Here is a 21,418-nt window from a genome sequence, read left to right on the forward strand (position 1 = left end):
TATACCGTAACCGATAACAACACCGGATGTGCCACAACGGTAAACTATACCATCACCGTCAACCCGCTGCCAACGGTAGCTGCGATAGCAGGTACCGGTGAGGTATGCGTGGACGGCACAAGGACACTCACCAACGCCACAACAGGCGGAACATGGAGCAGTGCGACCCCTGCCGTGGCGACCATCAGCGCTTCGGGAGTGGTGACAGGAAAAACAAGCGGTACATCGGTAATCTCATATACCGTAACCGATAACAACACCGGATGTGCCACAACGGTAAACTATACCATCACCGTCAATGCTAAGCCACTTGCTCCTACTTTTGTAGCAACAAATGGCCTTAACTCGGGTACTATAACTGTAGACATCATTTCTGGAGTAACTGGATACTCGATAGATGGAGCGAATTTCCAAACGTCTAATATCTTCAGTAATCTCGCTCCTGGAAATTATACTATCACAGTGAAGAATGCATCGGGCTGTACAAATTCAGCACCAGCTACAATTAGACCAGCGGGAACGGCAGACAGCGACCTTACTCCGCTAAATACAGCAGTAAAAACCAATGTACTTACCAATGATGGAACCAGTGGAGCTGGAGCGACCGTAACTGCGACAGATGGTACAAATGGTTCAACAATTGTGAATATAGATGGTTCAGTAACCTATACACCTAATCCAGGTTTTGTAGGCACAGATACATATAATTATACCATCACCAAAAACGGTATTACCTCTAATCCTATTACGGTAACAATTACTGTTTATAGCGCTAGTGTTAGTTTAACTAAAAAAGCTATTAATACAAGCACAGTAACCAAAGTTGGAGATATCATCAATTATACGATTGAAGTAAGCAACACAGGTACTTCAGCTTTAAACAATATTGTGGTAAAAGATGCTGGAGCTGACGCCGGAAGCATTAGTCCTGCAAACATCACCACATTAGCTGGAGGTGCGAAAGCAACCGTAACGGCTAAACATACGCTTACACAAAGCGAAGTAGACGCTGGGAGCTTCAGTAATCAGGCTAGTGCAAAAGGTAAAGATCCTCTTGGAAATGATGTAGAGGATGAAAAATCAGATGACCCTGAAACATCGACACCGAACGATCCAACTGTAGTAACTATTATCTCCACTCCGAAAATCGCCTTAGTGAAAACCGGAATAATAAGCAGCGATGGCAATACCATCAACTACAGCTTCGTGATTAAAAATATCGGTAACGTAACACTGAACAGTATTATTCTTACAGATACTAAACTGTCGCTAAACCGTACGTTAACGGGCATCAGCCTCGCACCAGGAAAAGACAGAACGGAAACTGCCACCTATACCATTACCCAAGCAGACAAAGATGCTGGCAAGGTAACCAACTCGGCAGATGTGAATGCGGAAGATCCTTCGGGAACGAAAACCACTGATAAGTCGGGAACAGATGGCTATAACGATACTCCTACCGAGACAATAGTACCAGCTAATCCAAAAATCACGTTAGTAAAAACTGCTGTCAGGAATGCTTCACAAGTAGTCTATACTTTCACAATAAAAAACACAGGCAACGTAACGTTAACCAATATTCGATTAACAGATGAAAAACTAGGCCTAAATAGTCAAGCGGTTGCCGTTCCAATTGGAGGATTATTACCTGGAAATACTGTAACAACTACTGCGAATTACACATTAACGCAAGCCGACGTTACCAATGGTACAGTGAGCAATACAGCAACCATTAAGGGTAACACACCGAGCAGTACCGAAATTTCCGATAAATCTGGCACTACCGAGGCTAACGACAGTCCAACGGTACTTACCTTGCCTGCACCTCCTATGGCGAATAATGATAATACCGTTACTCCGCCAAACACATCCATCAACATTGCTGTTTTGGATAATGATACAAAAGGAGGCTCCAATCTGGTACCAAGCACATTGGTGATTGTACAACAGCCACAGCATGGAACTTTAAGTATTGATCCCGCGACTGGTCGAGTAATCTACACACCAAACGCAAATTATCAGGGAACAGATAGCTTCACTTATACGATTAAAGATGCCAATGGCTTTGTCTCCAATATCGCTACGGTAACCATCGAGGTAAAAGATGTTCCTAAGATTGGTTTGGCCAAAGCATTAATCTCTTCAATTAAAACGACCAATGGCTCTTATGACATTACCTATAGGTTTACCGTTGGAAACTATGGCTCTGCGCCGTTCAAGAACGTTAGTATCAAGGATGATTTGAGACAGACCTTTAGCGGTACGAGTTTCCAAGTAAAGAAGGTACGAACTTTAGGCACGCTGAATGTCAACACAGCATTCAATGGAACTACGGATATTGAGTTGTTGCAGAACGGCAATAGCTTAGGCATCAACCAAACACAACAAATAGAACTGGTAGTTAACGTAAGCTTGATGAGCATTACCAAAACAACTTACAATAACAAAGCTACCGCCGAAGGTGAGAGTGTAACTGGATTAAAAACCACTGACGAATCCACCAATGGTTTGAAACCAGATCCTAACAACGACGGAAATGTAAGCCCTGCCGAACCAACGCCGATAGACTTAGAAAAACCTAAAGAGTTTATCCCTGGCGGCTTCTCTCCTAACGGGGATGGTGTAAACGACGTATTCGTTATTGAGAACAATGGCTTTAAACGACTTTATCTAGAAGTCTTCAACCGTTGGGGAAATAGAGTCTACAGAAGTAATGATTACAAGAATGATTGGGATGGGCGATGTACAGAAGGCATATCGATAGGGCAACAACTACCCGAAGGTACCTACTTCTACATCGTGATCTTAGACGGAAAAGAAAAACACGTTGGTAACATTACCTTAAAACGATAAGAAATGAAAAGATACTTCATATTAATTTTTATAGCCTCATTGTTGGTTGGTAAAGCAAATGCCCAGCAAGAGGCAATGTACTCGCAGTACATGTTTAATACATTAGCCATCAATCCGGCTTATGCAGGCAGCAGGAATGTAACCTCGGCAACGGCTTTATACCGTAGCCAATGGGTTGGCATAGACGGTGCACCAGAAACATTGACGTTCACCATAGACGCACCTTTGAACAACAAAAAAGTAGGCTTAGGTCTACAGGTGTTTAGCGACAAGATTGGAGTGACCCAAAATACTGGTGCCTTGGCCAGCTATGCCTACAGGATAAGGATGGAAACAGGCACATTATCATTTGGGCTTCAAGCAGGTTACAGTCAGTTCAGGGGTGCATTTAGCACTGTGCCATTAAATTCAAGTGGCGTCAACAATGATTTGGAATTTCAGGATCTGATACACAAGGGCCTTCTCAACATTGGAACTGGCGTTTATTATAATTCAGATAGATTTTATGTAGGCCTTTCAGCTCCCCAGTTACTAAATAATCAGTTAAATGGTTTTTCTGCTTCCAATGAAGTTGCTTACGCCGGCCAAAGGCTACACCTTTTTCTAGCATCGGGCTATGTATTTCCTCTTTCGCAGGATTTTGATTTAAAACCTTCTGTGCTGGTCAAGGGCGTAAAGGGAGCACCTATACAGGCAGACTTAAATGCGAATCTATGGATCAAACAAACCTTTTCTATCGGTGTACAATATCGTACCAATGCCGACATTGCCGCCATGTTTGAAGTGCAGGCCTCCCCACAGCTAAGGCTAGGATATTCCTACGACCGTAGTACTACCAAATTAGTGCAGTTCAATTCGGGAAGCCACGAAATTATGTTACGCTACGAGTTTGGTTTCGAGAGAGGAAGAACCATTTCACCTAGATACTTTTAACGCTTAGTCTTGTAAGAAATGAAGAAAAACACTAAATATATCATTTACGCCGTATTCATTGCATTTACTTTCCCTAGTATCTCGTTGGCACAAAAGGGAAAAACAGATGCACATATCGCAAATGCGGAAAAACATTATCAGGCACTAAAATATGCTTATGCCATACCACTTTTAGAAAAAGCATTAACAGCGCAACCGCAACACACAAAATCCATAGAACTATTGGCCAATTCCTATCGCAAAACAAAGCAATATCAATCTGCCGCAAAGTGGTATAGCAAATTGGTAGAACTCTCACCTCCCAAATTAGAATGGGCGCTGTCTTATGCCGAAGTTCTTGCCAACCTTGGCCAATATGAGGCTTCGGAAATTTGGTATAAAAAATACTTGGGACTGGCAAACAATGATTCTAGAGCTTCGGCTTTTGCCGAGTCATACCCAAGCATTGACAGTTTTATGAAAAATAAAACACGGTGGAAAATTGGCTTCACTAACCTGAATACTTCGCTGGCAGAATATGCTCCGATGTACTATAAAGACGGGCTTCTTTTCGTAAGCAACAGGAAGACCGAAGTACTTACTAAAAATGTTTTTGGCTGGGACCAGACACCATTTTCCGACCTATATTACATAGATCACTTAAACAAGATTAAACCTATAAACGTAGATAGCGTGATGCTGGCTGCTAAAAACGATAAGAATACATCCAGATTTTATCGTGCCAACAACGATGACACCTATAGGACCAGTAACGACAGCAGAACATTCATCGACCACTCATTGGTGATCAACGACACACTTTCCAAAGCACTGGGCAACCTGGGATTGGCCACTAAGCTTTCTGGGTTTGTAAATACCAAATATCACGAAGGTCCGGCGGCATTATTGCCTGATGGTTCACTGATGTTCACCCGCAACAACTACTTTAAAGGAAAGGCAAGAAAAAGTACTCAGGGCATTACCAAACTAAAAATGTTTACCGCTGCAGCACCAGGTTTTGACGACCTCAAACCTTTTATACATAACAGTGATGAATATTCTACCGGACACCCTGCATTAAACCAACAAGGCACCCTACTTATTTTCGCCTCGGACATGCCTGGAGGCTTTGGTGGCACCGACCTGTATTTTTGCACCAGAACAAGCATTAAGGATGAGTGGAGTAAGCCAATAAACATGGGAAAAAGAGTGAATACCGAAGGCGACGAGCTCTTCCCTACTCTTCACCAAAACAATATATTATTTTTCTCTTCGACAGGACATGTAGGTCTAGGAGGACTTGACATTTTCCAAATCCAATTGGAGGGCAACCTCCCAACAGGTAGCCCAATCAATTTGGGTGCACCAATCAACTCTTCGGTAGATGATTTTTCATTGATCAGGGATGAAAGCGGGCTTAATGGTTTCTTCACTTCTAACCGCAAAGGAAATGACGACATCTATGCTTTTGGTTATCAAGATTACAAAATCATACTCAAAGGTATACTTACAGAAAAAGCGACTGGGCAGGGCATTGCCAATATTAACATCGTCGTAAATAATCTTAACCAGCAATTCACAATAAAAACTGATAACAAAGGCAACTTTATTTACGAATTACCTAAAGATGCCAGCACGAGGTTAGACTTTAATATTCCTCATTTTAAAACTGCAAATTTAGAAATAGGAACACAAGATATTCATAGTGATACGGTATTAACCAGAGATATCGCATTGGAAAAAATGATGGAAACGGCGATCAGTAAAATCCCAGTCCAAGAGTGTGATGCGATTAGAAAACTGATTAGCCAATTTATCATCTATTATGATTTAGATAAGTCTTTCATTAGAAAAGATGCCGCCTTAGTTGCCGATCAGGTAGCGATTTTCCTTAAGCAACATCCAGAATTTGACCTAGTTGCCTCTAGTTATTGCGACAGTAGGGCTTCCAATGCCTACAACATGGCCTTATCTTTAAGGAGGTCACAATCAGCCAAGCAATACTTAGTTGCTAGAGGTATTGATGCCAGCAAAATTAAAATACGCCATTTTGGAGAACAAAACTTGGTGAATAGCTGTAAAGATGGGGTGAACTGTAGCGAAGCACAACAACAGTTGAACCGTCGTACCCAGTTTTACATTATCTATAAAGGGCAAAACATTCAAGATATCGATTGTGGCACATTAACCTCGGCAATAAAATAGCACAACCAAATCAGAGTATAGATTAATACTGACACTATCCATTAGTTCCAGCACTTAAAGAACGGTAGAGAGCAGTTAAATTTATGGATACTCCACTAGAGTCCAAGAAACACAGAAAACCCGGCCAATGGTCGGGTTTTCGTTAAAATCAACAAGTTGATGGACAACCTTTCTATCGTTACTTTTGAAACATTTATCAAAGGCCGTGAGGAAGTTATCCTACGACAGACTGACGAAATTGCTGAAATTTCTACACCAGTCATCAGAGTATGGGACGGTATTTTAGCGTTGCCGATCATTGGCACGCTTGACAGCCAACGCACGCAAATCGTGATGGAAAATCTGTTACAGGAAATAGTAGAAACAGGATCAAGCATTGCTATTCTCGATATTTCTGGCGTACCAGCAGTAGATTCTCTTGTTGCCCAACACCTTATTAAAACGGTAATTGCCACTAGGTTAATGGGTGCTGAGTGCATCATTAGCGGTATAAGACCAGAAACAAAAATGCGACCCTTCGATATTGGCTGCCGCAATTTATAACCCTTATAAGTAAAAAATGAACTTTTTAAATCCATTTTTAGAATACTGAGCGGAATGGCACAAATTTAGTTGTTTTTGGCAAGAATACAACACATGAAAGTTCAACCAGTGTAGGAAAGAAAATGACCTGAAAAATACGATTTCCCACTCACTGTGGCCTATGATCTGTATATAATGGGATTACATATAACTTGTTTCACCAAAGATATAAACCCTTCGTCCGATATCACCAAGTGATCATCAACTAGCATTTCCATATCCTTCCTGCAGCTAACAATCTATTTCCACTCGAGTGGCTATGGCAACTACAATTGGACAATCGAAGGCTTAAGGTGCTACACTGAACACCGTCTTATTAGTGCATCTTCGAATGAGCCAACAAGATTGCCCTTGGAAAATGATCATTTTAAAATGTTTAAAACCGAAGAACTTAAATCTTGTTATGCATTGTAACATAGCATAGACGCATATCCTTTGAACAAGCCACCTCAAAATCCCTAAACATGAAAAAAATCATATTACTGTTTCTTTTCGCGATCATCCTATTTTCTGCGTGCAAAAAAGATGGTGTCGAGCGCAATTCGGACCGACTGATAGGCAGATGGAACGTCGAATCCGTAGCCTACGTCGAAACCGAAAATGGCAAAGAGACAGAACGGGAGCAATATTCAAATCTTGACTTAGTATGGGAATTCAGAAGTGATGGAACCGCCACCGTCAACTTTGATAGCGATAAAGAAACAGTCCGATGGACGTCCACTGACGATAGGCTCCAGATTATTCGGAATGATGATGACCGACGACTAGACTTTAAGATCAGTTCACTTACCAAGAACACCATTCATATCGTTTTTGAAGACCGTGCCAAAGTAGTCGATGGTATTACCTATACGGATGCCATTGAGTTTAATCTTCGGAAGTAAAAAAGGTGCTTCGGAGCAGGAAAAGGATCAGCTTAATAATAAGCTGACAACCACTCTTCGGCACATCAGTAAGGATTAGCGATATGATATATAGTTAATCCCAACAGTAAAAAAGTCAATATTTTTGTAGATTGCCACGTTTTTCCTACCCATCATTGACAAACACTATATGCTAGATAACAGTTCCCTAGAGCAGCAGCGTTTAGCTGCCCTAAAAGCTTACCAAATTCTTGATACCGCTCCAGAGCAGGACTATGATGAGCTGACCGAACTGGCAGCGGCGATCTGTGGGACACCAATTGCCCTGATCAGTCTCGTTGACGAAAAGCGGCAATGGTTCAAATCGCATACGGGCATTAGTGTGAGGGAAACGGAAAGGTCACAATCCTTCTGCGCACACGCCATAATGGATCCAAAAGGGCTGATGCAGGTGGAAGATGCAAATCTGGACGAACGTTTCAAGGCTAACCCATTGGTTACTGGAAGCCCGAACATCGTATTCTATGCAGGAATGCCTTTGGTGGATGCAGAAGGATATGCATTAGGCTCGCTCTGCGTAATCGATACCCAACCCCGAAAACTAAATGATTCACAGCAGAAGGCGATGAAAACCTTATCAAAACAGGTAGTTGATAAGTTGAGGCTACGAAGGAAGTTGATAGAGCTTGAGACTGCACACCTGGACAATATGAGGCTAAATCAACAAAGCCAGGAACGGGAAAGCCATCTTGAACAAATCATTGCACAGTCACCGGCAGCTATCATGGTGTTCCGCGGAGAGCAGCTGGTCATCGATGCGGTCAATCCGGCGATGCTCGCTCTTCTTGACCAACCCGCCAGCATCCAAGGGAAGGAATTGCTGAAAGTAATCCCAGCGTTGGAGGGACAGCCTGCGTATGACCTTTTGAGACAGACCTACCTAACCGGAGAGACCCTACATCGCCGCAACACTCCGGTAGCGCTAGAACGGAATGGCAATATGGAGACTGGCTATTTCGATTTTACCTACACGCCTTTGATCGAAAATGGCGTAGTAATAGGTATCATTGATATGGCCGTTGAGGTGACCGAGCAGGTGAATGCTCAGAAATCTATCGAAGTTAGTGCCCAACAACTGCATCAAATGGTCATGAGCGCTCCAATGGGCATGTGCATTCTCAGGGGAGAGGAACTGGTTATAGAGATCGCCAATGCGCCCATGTTGAAGATATGGACGCGTACCGCCGAGCAGATCTTGGGCAAGCAACTCACGGAGGTCTTCCCCGAAGTGATCGACCAGCCTTATCCCGATATGCTCCGCAATGTGCTAAGAACAGGGGAAACGTTGTCCATACCGGAACTGACTGCCGACATCGCCGAAACAGACGGCACCATCAATAGGATATATATCGATTTTACCTATAAACCTTTACGGAACTCCCAGGGAAATCCCGAAGCGATCATTGCCACGGTGATCGATATCACCGAGACGGTGAAGGCCCGCAAACTGCTGGAGCAGAGCAAGGATGAACTGCAGACGGCAAATGCGGAGCTTGGTACGGTCAATGAGGAGTACATGGCGATCAACGAGGAGCTTATGGCTGCCAATGAACAGCTGCTTAATGCCGAAGAGCACCTACAGGAACTCAACGAACGGATAAACATAGCAATCGATGCGGGAGGTCTTGGCTATACAGAAGTCGACCTGGTCACTGGAAAAATGCGCTGCAATGACACCTTTAAAAGCTTTTATGGCCGAAAACCCAATGAGGAGCTGACCTATCCCCAAATGTTTGAGATGATGGTTCCCGAACACCGTGAGATGGTGCGTGCCAAGGCTATTAAAGCACGGGAAGAACGGTCGCTTTACCATGCGCTATATGAGATCAAATGGTCAGATGGTTCGAGCCACTGGATCAATGCGTATGGCAGGGGCCGTTATGATAAGGAAGGCAATGCCGACCGGATGGTAGGGATGGTATCGGAGGTGACCGAACAGGTGAAGGCCCAACAAAATATCGAAAGGCTCAATAAGGAACTACAGACCGCCCTTGCCCAGGCCATACATAGTGAGGAGCGGATGAAACTTGCCGTAACGGCAGCACAGCTGGGCACATGGTTCATCGGTATCACCTCTGATGAGTTTATCATTACACCGCGTACCAAGGAAATCTATGGCTTCCATCCAGAACAGGAAATCTCACTGGAACAGACCATGGCGCAGATCATGGATACCCACCGAGACGAGGTAAGGCTTGCGATGGAAGACGCCATCAAAAATGGTGCATCCTACGATATAGAATATCCAATTATCCGATTTCATGACGACGAAACAAGGTGGCTAAGGGCGGTGGGCAAAAAGTATTCAGCTATAGCAGGTACTGCCGTTGAGCATTTTTCTGGAACTATAATGGACATTACCGAGCCAAAGATGGAAGATCAGCGCAAACAGGACTTCTTTAGTATCGTAAGCCACGAAATGCGTACGCCAATTACCTCAATCAATGGTTATATTCAGATACTAGAAACAAAGGCAAGAAAAACCGGTGACCAGCTCGCAGCGGAAATCGCTGTTAAAGCAAGGCGGCAGGTGGAAAGGATGACCGGTATGGTTACGGGCTTCCTTGATATGGCACGGGCTGGAGAAGGTAAGATCTACCTAAACAAAAAAAGTTTTGACCTGTCGGACATATTTGAGCTGGCCAAAAAAGAATTAATGACTACGGTAGCTACCCACCAGGTAGTATTCCATCCAGTGGGAAATGTACAGTTGAACGGCGACCAGGAAAAGCTGGAACAGGTTTTGGCTAACTTCATCAATAATGCGGTAAAATATTCTCCGGCAGGAACTACCATTAGTGTTGACTGCATTACAGACAATGGCTCGGCAAAGGTTAGTGTGACAGACGAAGGCATGGGCATTCCAAAGCAGGACCAACCACATATATTTGACCGTTTCTATCGCGTATTGGGATCCCATATGGAGAATATTACGGGATTTGGAATAGGACTTTACCTCTGCAAGGAAATCATTGACCGTCACGACGGACGTTTGGGGGTCGAAAGTGTGCACGGTAAGGGAAGTACATTTTGGTTTGAGCTACCTTTGGCCCGCTAGAACGGTAAGCCAACGGTACAAGTTGATTTCGAACAGGTAAGTTTAGGAAAGTCCAATCTAACCGTATCCCGCAATAGTTTGGGCGAATGGGATGTATTGGAGCGTACCATTGATGATGAGCCTGGATTGTTAAAGAAAATCGCACATAATGTAGCCTTTCGTTATAGGCTACGATAAATTCTAAGGCGCGATCACCTATCATGATTGATCAAAAATAAAAAGCTGAAAAAAAGAGCAGTCGCAAAACAATCTCTTTTCGGATATCGGGCCGTTTGTTATCTTTAAATGTTAACAAAGCCAACTTATCGGAACAAATGTTACATCAAGTTTCTACAGCGGCAGATTTTACCAATGAACATTTACGAATTCGCCAAACTAAACAGGGAAGAAAAAGCAGGCAAGACATGGAAGGGGACATTTCTTGCCCATAGGGAAAAGGATCAAATACGCCCTTTACTCGGTCGAAAATTTCTTTGTAGAAGGTACCTATCGAGCCTCTGAGAACGAGCTCATAGGTTTTAGTCCTCCCCAGACCAATAGGCTATTAGAGGAATACCTCAATCATATCGTCCTAGAATTCTGATATCCTATTTACAACAGCTGATTTTATATGGATCAAGACTATCGGGATAATTGCGCAAAATTATAGCAACAAACCGTTGTCAACCAAACCCGACTGAAGCAGCATCCCGATTTATCGGATATAGAGAAAGGCGGGGCAACATCCGCCAGAAAGCACGACCGATATTTTCCAATTCAATATCAGTGAACCTATCCCTAATAATTTCCGCACCCTTCACATTTCAATTATAGAAAACGTCTATGCTAAAAGGAAACAGGCGCCCCTCCAACGTCCGTACCCTTATCTTTCTTTTTGCCCTTCACCACCTTCCCTGCCTTGGCTTTCATTGTCTTAGCCTCCGACTGCTGCATAATACCAGATTCATTATCAGCTGCCGCGGCAGTTCTTGCAGAAATCCGTTTGAATTCCAATTCGACCAACTTCGCTACCTGTCTTTTGATCTTATCATAGTTTTCAGCGATCTCGTCTTTGTAAATCTTGGCAATCACAGGAATATCGACATACCTCTTTTCTTCAGCAGCGATAGCATCATGGTTATTCTGGATCTCGCTATGGAACATCTTTAATGCAATCTTCTGCTCAGGATTGTCTGCTACAAAACCAACAAATTCACCTGAGGAAAGGGTCGCGATTTTACTGGCCGGTATGGCATAATCCATTTGTGTAGATCTGGAAATCGAGACATCCGCACTACTGATATTTTTACTCTCTTTTTGCTGGGAGATCTTTCCAAAGGTTTCAGAAAGCTTCTTTGCAGTATCGCCCGTTACTTTTCCACTAATCACATTGCCCACAATCCCCGTAATGACCTCCGCCTGTTCGGCACCATAATCCTTTTTGAGTTGACTAAAATCCTGAACGGCCAAAGTGGTAGCTACCTTGTTACTCCTCACCGTAGCTATCAGGCTGTCCATTTTATTAAAGTAGATGGTGGGAAACTCGTCGAAGACCAAACTACTTTTATGCTGTCCCTTACGGTTCACCAGTTTGATCATCCTAGAAATATAAAGTGACAGTAAGGCACCGTAAGTCTGTAGCTTTTGCGCATTATTTCCTACACAGATGATCTTTGGCTCTTTGGGATTATTTACATCCAAGGTATAAATCATTGCCGGAGAGCAAAATAGTATAGCGAAGCTTAAGAAAGTCTGGCCAGTCCGATCTTTGCACTGGCAATCTGTCCCTCCAATTGGGCGCTGGCATTGTTCCGCCATGCCGAAATAAATGGATTGATGAGCACCTGTATCTCCGGTTGCTCATTCAGTACGGCAAACAAATAATCGTAGTCCACCTGCATCAGTTCGATCACATGTGGAAGTGTACAATACCTTCCATCCTCATAACAGCGTAGGTACCAGATAATCGCTGTGAGAAAATTGATAGGACTTTCCACAAAGATCGATATTAGTGAATACCAAGAAATAAAAAATGAATGTGAAGCAAATGCAGCTAGTCACCGAATGCGCCAGACACAGCATACTCGAACCAACGAGGAACGTAAAGAAATTGAAAAAACCATAAAAAAGGCCTTGGAGAACCTTAGGAACATTATTCGGCTGTATGAGGATTCTGACGTCGATCACAAGCGAACGATCATTGCGACCCTTTTTTCCAATAAATGGCTGTTTGACGGCAAAAAACATCGAACCGGCAGAATGAGCGAGGGCGCAGAGCTAATCTATATGAGAAACAAGGAGTTACAAAACAAAAAAACCGGGAATAAAATTTTAAAAAATTCTATTCCCGGTATGGTACCCAATGAAACAGTAGACCCGAACCGCTTGTTAGAGAGTCTAACAAAAATTTCAAAGCTCGACGAACCTGTATTCCATAGGCACTTAGAGCCTCAAAAAATAGTTTTAAAGGGTAAAAAGCGGAATTCTAAAAATTAATGTATATCTGGTCGGGACAGAAAATCCCGACCAGTTTTCCACATGACAGTTGGCTAAGATGACAAGAGCCTTCATGATATTTTGAAATTTCTAATTTTTTAAATTTTACATCGAACCGCCATCGTCGGTCGTGCATTTTGACAGATTAGGATACCCTGAGGATTACCAACTAGCATAAACATCGGCTACCTAAATAAAAATACTGTTGGCATTGTTAGAAAATTATTAAAAAAGGTATAATAAATCTTTTAAAATAGAATATATATTACTTCAGCTTACGTTTTTAAAATAATTACAGATCAACGAGCTAGTGCAGTTTTTCCAATAACAAACCTTGCTTCAGATCACTATTTGAAGCTGGTCAAATACCAATTATAACCCGTAATAAAAGTATATGCAGGGCATCGACAAAACAAGGCGTCCGCATTTTATAGATGCCCTGCATCATCTACAACAGATCATGAGCCAAAAGTCTCCAGATGGGAACTTTGCACAAAAAGCTATTGACTATAGCGAAGAATTGGAAATAAGCTATGGGAACTAGGAAATGCTACGAGTAACTGTTCACCAGTCAAGGTGCAGTTTCTTGGCAAAAAGCTAAGATAGCTGAAAAAACGGCCAATATCGGAGCGTCCGGTTTTTTCACTAGCTTTAGAAACGTCTGTACAGTCGATGGCTCCTGTCTGAATTCCATAACCTAATTCATATCCCAGTTACCCTCTGCGTATCACAATGACTAACAAAACTTTATAATAAACAAAGGCATTCTATATTAGAATGCCTTTGTTGTTGCTCATGTTTAGATTCAAAGATTATTTATAACATGCACCGAGTTCATTCAGGGTACTATTGATACCTGTGTTGTAAGAATTCAGGGAGTAAATATCTCCAGTGGTAATATTCGCAACGTAAAGGTCGTAGCCACCCGATCCCCCAGATTTTGTACTGGATAAGATCACGTGGTCTGTTCCGCATGGGAAGGCATCGGAATAGTCGGCCGTTGTAGTGTTGAAGGGTAATCTGGTTGGCGTTGCCCCACTAAAATACCCCATATATACCTGATCATGACCATTGGTTGTACTATACCATCTTGAATATAGGTATTTGGTTGGCCCCCAAACAATGGGATAGTACTCTTGGATACCTGAAGCGTTGGCAATGGCTGTTTTCCCCGTGCCATCGATATTGATTTTATAGATATCAGAGGCACTTCCTGCTCCCTGTGCAAATATCAACTGTGTGGCATCATCGGAATAATAGGGCATTCCTTCTTCAAGAGATGAAGTAGAGGTTACTACATCCGTAATGGTCCCATTTGTCTCCATTATCTTCAAGTCATTATCCTGCTTAAAAGCTATACGGTAACCATTAGGCGAGAATTTGGGATCTTCATCTCGTTTTCCATTGCCTGCCGTAAGATTTACCGGCGCACTAGTTGACCCAACCGTCCAGATGTAGATATCCCAATCTCCAGAACCCGCAGGCTGTCCCATAAAAACAATCTTACTCGCATCCTCATTGAAATGGGCATTCATCGGAAAATCAATATTCCAGTACTGGCTAACCCAAGTTAAGGCGTTCGTGGCGAAATTATAGATATAGATGCGGGTATCGGAGCATCCGTAGCAATCGTACTTATGGTAAACTAATTTGCCACCAAGAACTGGCAGGCTTGCAATAGTTGTTGCATTTTTACCCGAAACGTTGGCAATAGCAATATCGCGGTTATTTTGGTCACCCAAATTATCTACAAGATTTCCTTTATCACAACTGCCAAAAAATATCAGAATAGAAATTCCCAGATAGACAAGTCTAAAGTTTAATTTTTGCATTCTCATAATAAGTAATTTTAGATTGATTAATAACTAATTTATAAGCTATTGCTTTGTAAAAGCATAGGTACCAGCCTTTAAATCCCCGTTTAAAGTAATACTCACTTTATAATTCCCAGCATCTTTTACAGCAATGATGTCTTTACCCCCTGTACCTGTCAGATTACCGGTAAGATTATTCTCTTCCGTTCCGCCCCACTCCAGCCAATCGGGATTAACCGAGTAAAACTTCAGGTAATTATTCGCTGGTAGAGCCAAGGTCCTCTCAAAAGTCAAGGGGTGTTTATAGCTTAACAATACTTCCGTCCTGGTGGCCCAATCGGTATAATGGAACAACTTTATATTATGATATTGCCAAGTAAGTTGGGCAACGCCGAAATTTACCGAGAGCTGATAAGCCTGGCTTCTCGCCACACTGAACTTCCCCTTGCCTTGTACGACTTCCAGCAATGGATCATCCCATATCACTTTATCATCATTTGCATAGTCATAAGCAGACAATGGATCTTTGATAATATAGGATGTCCCAGAACCATCTGCCTTGGTATTAAAGGAATATGATTTTTCCACTTCCAAAGGAACATAGTTGGTAGAAATAAATGCATCTCCCCTTTTAACCAATTCTACGCTGGTACCTGCAGAAAGGATTAGATAAAGTGTTTGTGGTGCTACCGTTGGTACTTTGGTCCGGAGTTCCTTTTCGGTTACGACTTCCTCCGATTCCCCATCACCTCCTTTTTTACAGGACGTGAAAATGATTGACGCCAAGAACAGCATCAACAAAAATTTAATTGATTTTTTCATAATTATTGGATTGGTTAACGTTTATTATTAGTTGATTTCGGTTACTGATCAGCTTTCTGGTACAAAGCGGAACAGCACTTATTTATTTCACAAAACCTGGCATTCTGTATCTGATCCCTTTGTTGTCCATTGCTGTTAAATGCGGTTTTAATCGTCTAGTAAAAGAATCCAGATCTCTCCGGTCATTAGACCAGGTAAATTCCGCGAAAGCCTGTAATCTTGGATAGATAAAATATTCGAGTGCTGCTTCAGATGGGATATTTTCTGTAAATACACTCGCTTGATAGCCATCAATATTGTTATTGAAAGCATTACCAAACAGTTGGTTCGGGGTGAAATTATAGAGCGTTGTAATACTTTCATCAGTAGAAGAACTACTCAGATAGAACCAGGTCCAAGGTGTCATGATAAACCTATTCCCGTTGGCAAGCGCATTGCTGGGCGTAATCCAGTCTCTCCAATAGGTAACGATGGCCTCAGCGTTTATTCCTACTTCATTGGCATCGTCCCAAACTATCGCTTTTCTCCCTTTCCCTTTCAGATAGGACTGCAGGTCACTTATGAATAATTTCTGGATCTGTTTAACATCAGTAAGGTTATTTTCCGTCATGTACTGCTGACAGATTGCAGAAGCTCCCCAAGTTGTTTTATCTACCTCATCGTTGCCAATGTGGATATACGTTGAAGGAAATATATCCATCAGTTCATCCAGAACGGCAAAGGCAAATTGCTTGACATTAGGCTTACACGGACAGATAGGATACGAAAACTCTGCTCCCCATCCAGCGGCACCGGTTGCAGACAGCCATGGATAAGCTTTAATCGCCGAAAACATGTGTCCAGGCATATCAACTTCCGGTATGACTTCTATATAGTTTTGGGCCGCATATGCTACGATCTCTTTTAAATCTGCTTTCGTATAGGATGCTTTATAGGCTTTAACACCGTTGATAGTAGTCAAGAACCGATTATCGATATTGTAAATCGGATTTGATTTAGACCTTTCGATATTCTCTAAATCATATTTATTGAACTCTCGCCAGCTGCCCTGCTCTATTAACTCTGGATATCCTGGAATTGGAATACGCCATCCCTGGTCATCGGTCAGATGCAGGTGTAGCTTGTTCAACTTGTAGAGGGCCATCCAGTCTATCAGCTTTTTGATATAATCCTTGGTATAAAAATTTCTGGCTACATCTAAGGCAAAAACACGCCATTCATAAAATGCCTTATCCTGAACAGTGACACCTTTTATCGTGATTTTTTTAGCACTTTTTTCTATTCTAGCATCCCATAGGTACTGTCTAAAACTCTGTAGCGCATAAAAAACAGCAGCAGCATCTTTAGCAACAACATTTATTTTGTCTTTCCTGATACTGATTTCATACGTCACATTCAGATTGCTATTTTCCGAAATTACAATCGTTTTCGCATCAGAGGTACTACCGTTCGATAAGGTAATTCCAGCCAAACTGGTCAAGTCCTTATTTAACAATTCTATCCCAGCAGCATGTTGACTGCCTGCCACTATTTTAACACTGTTATCCAATAAAAATTCATCATCGTTGAAAATGACCGATTGGGGCAAAGGTATAATTGAATGAATTGCAGATAGGACGGGCAGGGTGGTGCTACCACCATCATTAGTTCCACTATCAGCTTTTTTACATGAAAATGTCTGTGCTGCAGATAGCATCAGCAGTAACAATAATATCTTCTTATTAACTTTCATAAAATTGTGCTTTTAGAATTTTAAAGTAATTATATCGCCTACTTTTCCGTCTTTAGTAATCACACTGAATCGGTAAGTTTTCGCTCTATCTAAGGGAATGATTTGGGTATACTTTTTAGATTGTAAATTTGGAACAGTGCCATCGCTGGTGTAATAGATGTCAAATCCAGGATATTCGACGTTGCATATCAGCGACTCCTCGTAGACCCTCAATCCTAAAGCTGGTAACCTGTATAGATAGCCGCCGTTTAATGTATTGAGCTTCTGAAGCTCTTGTATACCCAACTTTTTCATAAAGCCGGCATAATCCTTCAAGAATGCAGTCTCATTAAAGTTAGTGCCTGTTTCCCAAATTGGTTTCGGAGCCCATGCCCTTTCGGCCAATGCAATAACCCTCGGGAACAACATATGTTCCAATCGCTCATTATTCAAGATTTTTTCAGTCCAGGCCGCTCCCTTGACACCAATGATATTACGTTTACCTTCGTCGGTAAGCTTAACTTTATTAGCTAACAATCCATCGGTAAGTTTATCGCCGAAATTATTGGTAAAAACATTCAGGAAATAATTTTCAGGCAGAAAAGAATAAGACTTTTTGACATTTGTAAAACCTGCCCAAGTGTGTCCAGGTTCATTGAATGTATTCTTCCAGGCGATATCAAAATAAAAATTGCTAGCACTGGTATACACCACTTTATATCCGGCATTAGCCAGATGATAAGCCAGGTCTTCCTGCCCACCTCCAATAAGGTTATTCCAAACATCAACCTGAATATCCTGATTAACCAATGCAGGATTGGTTACCATACCATTTCCATTATTCACCATTCCCATTTCTTCCCAGCCCGCAAGCTTCAATCCCTTAAGCTTACATAAGTCCGCAATCTTATTGATGTAATATGGCCATAACTGATTTACGGAAGAAAAGTTTAAACTGTCCCTTAAACGAGTAATTTCTGGAGACTTTTCCCAAGCACCTCTAGGTACCTCGTCACCTCCCAAATGAACTTTTTCCAAGGGAATCCCAGCCTCTTGGTACATTCCTTTCAACTCGTCCAAAACCTTTGAAATAAAACGATATACGGAAGGCTTGGCTACATTCATAACATTATCGTTCCAACTCTGCGCAGAAAAATATTCGGACTGGTCAGCTTTATCGTTCAACAGATATTTTTCAGCTTCTTCTCTATTCCCTAATTTCATAAACTTGCGGTAACGGGCTTCCATAGACTTAATGGCAGCTCTTGCATGTCCAGGAGTTTCCAACTCGGGAATAACTTGAATATGATTTTTCTGAGCATGCTCCAAGATTTCCTTAAAATCATTGACCGAGTAATACAATTTAGTTTGAGGATTTGCCCCAGATCCATAGGACGGCTGCAGCGAATTTCCATCTGCATAAAATGCATTCCTCACACTTCCTACTTCGGTTAATTCTGGCAACGAGGGAATCTCCAACCTCCAGCCCTCGTCATCATTAAGGTGCAGATGTAATGTATTCAGTTTATACATTGCCATCAAATCAATAATTCTTTTTACCGTTTCCTTACTATGAAAATTACGGGCAACATCCAACATTAGTCCCCTATACCCATATCTTGGTTGATCCTTGATGCCTACAGCAGGAATTTCAATTTTTTCTAGATCTGCATTCCAATATTGGGCAGGCAATAATGACTTTAGACTTTGGATGGCATAAAAAGCACCTTTAGCTGCAGCAGCAAAAATGGTAATGCCTTTATTGTCTATTAATAATTCATACGCTTCTTCTCTCAATGATACATTTTGCAGAATTTTAATACCTGCGGATTTTTTATCCTGTTTTTTTGGAGAAAGTGTTATACCTGATGTTTCCTTTAGAAATTTGCGGAGGTAAATCCCCTCCTTTTCAAAAGAAGGGTTAGTCCATAATGTAGATTTAGAGCTGATGGTATAAAATCCTTCTCCCTGCTGTAAAGCTGAAGGAGAAGGAATTATTTTTTGAACATCGGAAGATTCGTGTAAACGGTTAAGATCATACTGAGCTGCCAATATATTTAATTTCTCACCTAATGTATATTCCTTGTTGATAGTATTATATATTACGGGATGTGCATTGATTTGAGTGGAATCATCGTAAGTGATATATAGACCTGCCGGTGCATCTGTAAAATTGGGAAGTGTACCATTCGTCCTAAAACTAACTTCTATGGATCCGCTGGCTGGTAGCGTTAAATTTCCATCTACAAAACTTAGCTGATATAAATCTCCATTTCTGTGTGCTATTTTAAACTTCTTGTCAACCGAGTTCACATTTATGCCACGCATAAAATTGAACCAAAGACTCCAATTTTTACAGGAAACATCCTCCTTAGAAGTGTTGTAAATCACAAATTTAGAAACTGGATTTTCCTTCCCCAGATTTCCATCTTCCATTGTCCATTTCACCTCTATCTTACGATGAATTTCTTGGGCATCGACCGATATTGCTCCAAAAACGGTGAGAACCAAAACCATCACTGTAGACATGCTACTTTTAAGAAAATTATACGACATAGCTTAATTTATGATCAATAGTATTAAGGATTCGGGGTCAGATTCGGATTACGGTTACGTTCTCCCTGTGGAATTGGCATCAGTGCCTTGTTCGGATTGATGTTATAGTTCATCTTTGTACTTCCCCCTGCGCAGGTCAATGAATATTCTGCCAGGCTCGTCATCGTACTGACCAGTTTGCCCGTTCTTACCAAATCGTCCCAACGGTATCCTTCAAAGGCAAACTCTAACCTTCTTTCATTTAAAATAATATCACGTAACGCAATTTTATCAGTAGTGGCAATACCTCCAAGATCTACGCGATCACGAACAGCATTTAAAGGAACCAACGCCTCCGAACCCCTGCTCAATTCATTTAAAGCCTCTGCTTTAAGTAATAAGATGTCATCAAACCTCAATAAATAAACATTGTCACCACTTTCCCAAGCACTTGCATGTCTAAATTTGTAAGGGAAAGGAATTGATCCCGCTACGGCACAAGGTTTCCAGAACTCATCAGACCATTCCGCATTGTCATAATAGACAGAGGCTGATTTCCTCTGCGTATCTCCTGCATTGTCATAGGCAGTGATTAGATTTTTGGAAGGTGTAACATATTTTCTCCAATCATCTCCTGATAGCGAAGGAGGTAAAAGCAACTGAGGTCCCCAGTTGCTTTCTGGACTACTGGCAATATATTGTACCAGCAATATGGTCTCTTTGTTATTGTAATTTAGTCCGTCGAATAACTGGTCATAACTATCGTGCAAACCATAGCCAAGCTTTTCTACCTCAATGCAATATTGCAAAACTTTGCTGTAATCTCTGTCTGGCCTTTGTGCATGCACCTTTGCCAATAAAGCATAAACTGCACCTCTAGTAATTTTCGATTTATTCAATGATAGATTATTGCCGTAGTCGCTAGGTAATGCAGCTGCCGCTTCCAAATCCTCTACTATAAAATTATACACATCCGTAACAGTAGATCTGGATATATTGGCATCTTCCGGATTTACTTTTCCGAATTCCCTTACAATTGGCAACCCACCAAATGCTTTTACCAGCTCGAAATAATAGAATGCTCTTAAAAAGCGGGCTTCGTTGATAATATTTGCTCTTTTATTACCAACTTCCAACTTGACATCATTTACCAAAGGCGCTTTTTCTATGACTAGATTTGCCCTAGCAATTCCATTATATAATTGTCTCCAAGTCAAGAGAATCCTAGAGTTTAACGCAGAAATCTGTAACTCGTCATATTGATAAATCTCAGGATCGTCGCCTCCAGCATAAGCATTATCAGATCTTACATCAGACATCACAAAGTTCTCCCAGATAAAATAATCCGAATTCAGCGTCTTATAGACCCCTATCAAGGCCGCCTCTAAATCAGCAGCAGTTTGATAAGCATTTCCCGTAGTCAGGTCAGACTCTGGGGCTATATCTACAAATTTGGTACAAGATGTTATAGATAATATTGAAACGATCATCGTGATGATCATTGTTTTTAAATTCCTTTTCATAAAAA

General features: G+C 41.7%; 14 protein-coding genes. 8 read left to right on the top strand and 6 right to left on the bottom strand.

The window, feature by feature from the left end; genetic code table 11:
- The 6 genes from CRO54_RS06005 to CRO54_RS06030 form a co-directional block, all read left to right on the top strand.
- Positions 1-2,853 (top strand): DUF7507 domain-containing protein (locus CRO54_RS06005; RefSeq protein ID WP_144371956.1); only part of this gene is annotated, 2,853 nt, incomplete at its 5' end.
- 3 nt (positions 2,854-2,856) lie between these two features.
- Positions 2,857-3,786: a PorP/SprF family type IX secretion system membrane protein gene (locus CRO54_RS06010; RefSeq protein WP_097129968.1), complete on the top strand. Its 930-nt coding sequence runs from the start codon at positions 2,857-2,859 to the stop codon at positions 3,784-3,786.
- Positions 3,787-3,804: 18 nt separating this feature from the next.
- A complete protein-coding gene (locus CRO54_RS06015; protein ID WP_097129971.1) occupies positions 3,805-5,970 on the top strand; it encodes an OmpA family protein in 2,166 nt (721 codons plus the stop codon).
- Positions 5,971-6,129: 159 nt separating this feature from the next.
- Positions 6,130-6,513: an STAS domain-containing protein gene (locus CRO54_RS06020; protein ID WP_240775040.1), complete on the top strand. Its 384-nt coding sequence runs from the start codon at positions 6,130-6,132 to the stop codon at positions 6,511-6,513.
- Positions 6,514-7,016: 503 nt separating this feature from the next.
- Entirely contained in the window at positions 7,017-7,436 is a 420-nt protein-coding gene (locus tag CRO54_RS06025; protein ID WP_097129972.1) for a lipocalin-like domain-containing protein, read from the top strand.
- Between the two features lie 169 nt (positions 7,437-7,605).
- Entirely contained in the window at positions 7,606-10,533 is a 2,928-nt protein-coding gene (locus CRO54_RS06030; RefSeq protein WP_097129975.1) for an ATP-binding protein, read from the top strand.
- Between the two features lie 825 nt (positions 10,534-11,358).
- Here the strand turns inward: CRO54_RS06030 and CRO54_RS06035 are convergent.
- Positions 11,359-12,330 (bottom strand): type IV secretory system conjugative DNA transfer family protein, encoded by a 972-nt coding sequence (locus tag CRO54_RS06035; protein WP_338065623.1) that lies wholly within the window; start codon positions 12,328-12,330, stop codon positions 11,359-11,361.
- Positions 12,331-12,483: 153 nt separating this feature from the next.
- Here CRO54_RS06035 and CRO54_RS06040 point away from each other — a divergent pair, with 153 nt between their 5' ends.
- A complete protein-coding gene (locus CRO54_RS06040; RefSeq protein WP_138765762.1) occupies positions 12,484-13,008 on the top strand; it encodes a hypothetical protein in 525 nt (174 codons plus the stop codon).
- Positions 13,009-13,402: 394 nt separating this feature from the next.
- Positions 13,403-13,552: a hypothetical protein gene (locus CRO54_RS21135; protein ID WP_171047839.1), complete on the top strand. Its 150-nt coding sequence runs from the start codon at positions 13,403-13,405 to the stop codon at positions 13,550-13,552.
- Positions 13,553-13,820: 268 nt separating this feature from the next.
- Here the strand turns inward: CRO54_RS21135 and CRO54_RS06045 are convergent, their stop codons facing one another.
- From CRO54_RS06045 to CRO54_RS06065, 5 genes are all read right to left on the bottom strand, one after another.
- Complete coding sequence (locus tag CRO54_RS06045) at positions 13,821-14,846, bottom strand: TolB family protein (RefSeq protein WP_097129979.1); 1,026 nt, start codon at positions 14,844-14,846, stop codon at positions 13,821-13,823.
- A gap of 39 nt (positions 14,847-14,885) precedes the next feature.
- Complete coding sequence (locus tag CRO54_RS06050) at positions 14,886-15,644, bottom strand: hypothetical protein (protein WP_138765763.1); 759 nt, start codon at positions 15,642-15,644, stop codon at positions 14,886-14,888.
- A gap of 82 nt (positions 15,645-15,726) precedes the next feature.
- The gene (locus CRO54_RS06055) at positions 15,727-17,376 is read right to left on the bottom strand and encodes a beta-N-acetylhexosaminidase (protein ID WP_097129982.1); all 1,650 of its coding nucleotides are present in this window, start codon (positions 17,374-17,376) and stop codon (positions 15,727-15,729) included.
- 12 nt (positions 17,377-17,388) lie between these two features.
- Positions 17,389-19,911 (bottom strand): family 20 glycosylhydrolase, encoded by a 2,523-nt coding sequence (locus CRO54_RS06060; protein ID WP_097129984.1) that lies wholly within the window; start codon positions 19,909-19,911, stop codon positions 17,389-17,391.
- Between the two features lie 23 nt (positions 19,912-19,934).
- Positions 19,935-21,413: a RagB/SusD family nutrient uptake outer membrane protein gene (locus CRO54_RS06065; RefSeq protein ID WP_240775042.1), complete on the bottom strand. Its 1,479-nt coding sequence runs from the start codon at positions 21,411-21,413 to the stop codon at positions 19,935-19,937.
- Positions 21,414-21,418 lie beyond the last annotated feature (5 nt).

Source organism: Pedobacter xixiisoli (assembly GCF_900215335.1).
Classification (GTDB): Bacteria; Bacteroidota; Bacteroidia; order Sphingobacteriales; family Sphingobacteriaceae; genus Pedobacter; species Pedobacter xixiisoli.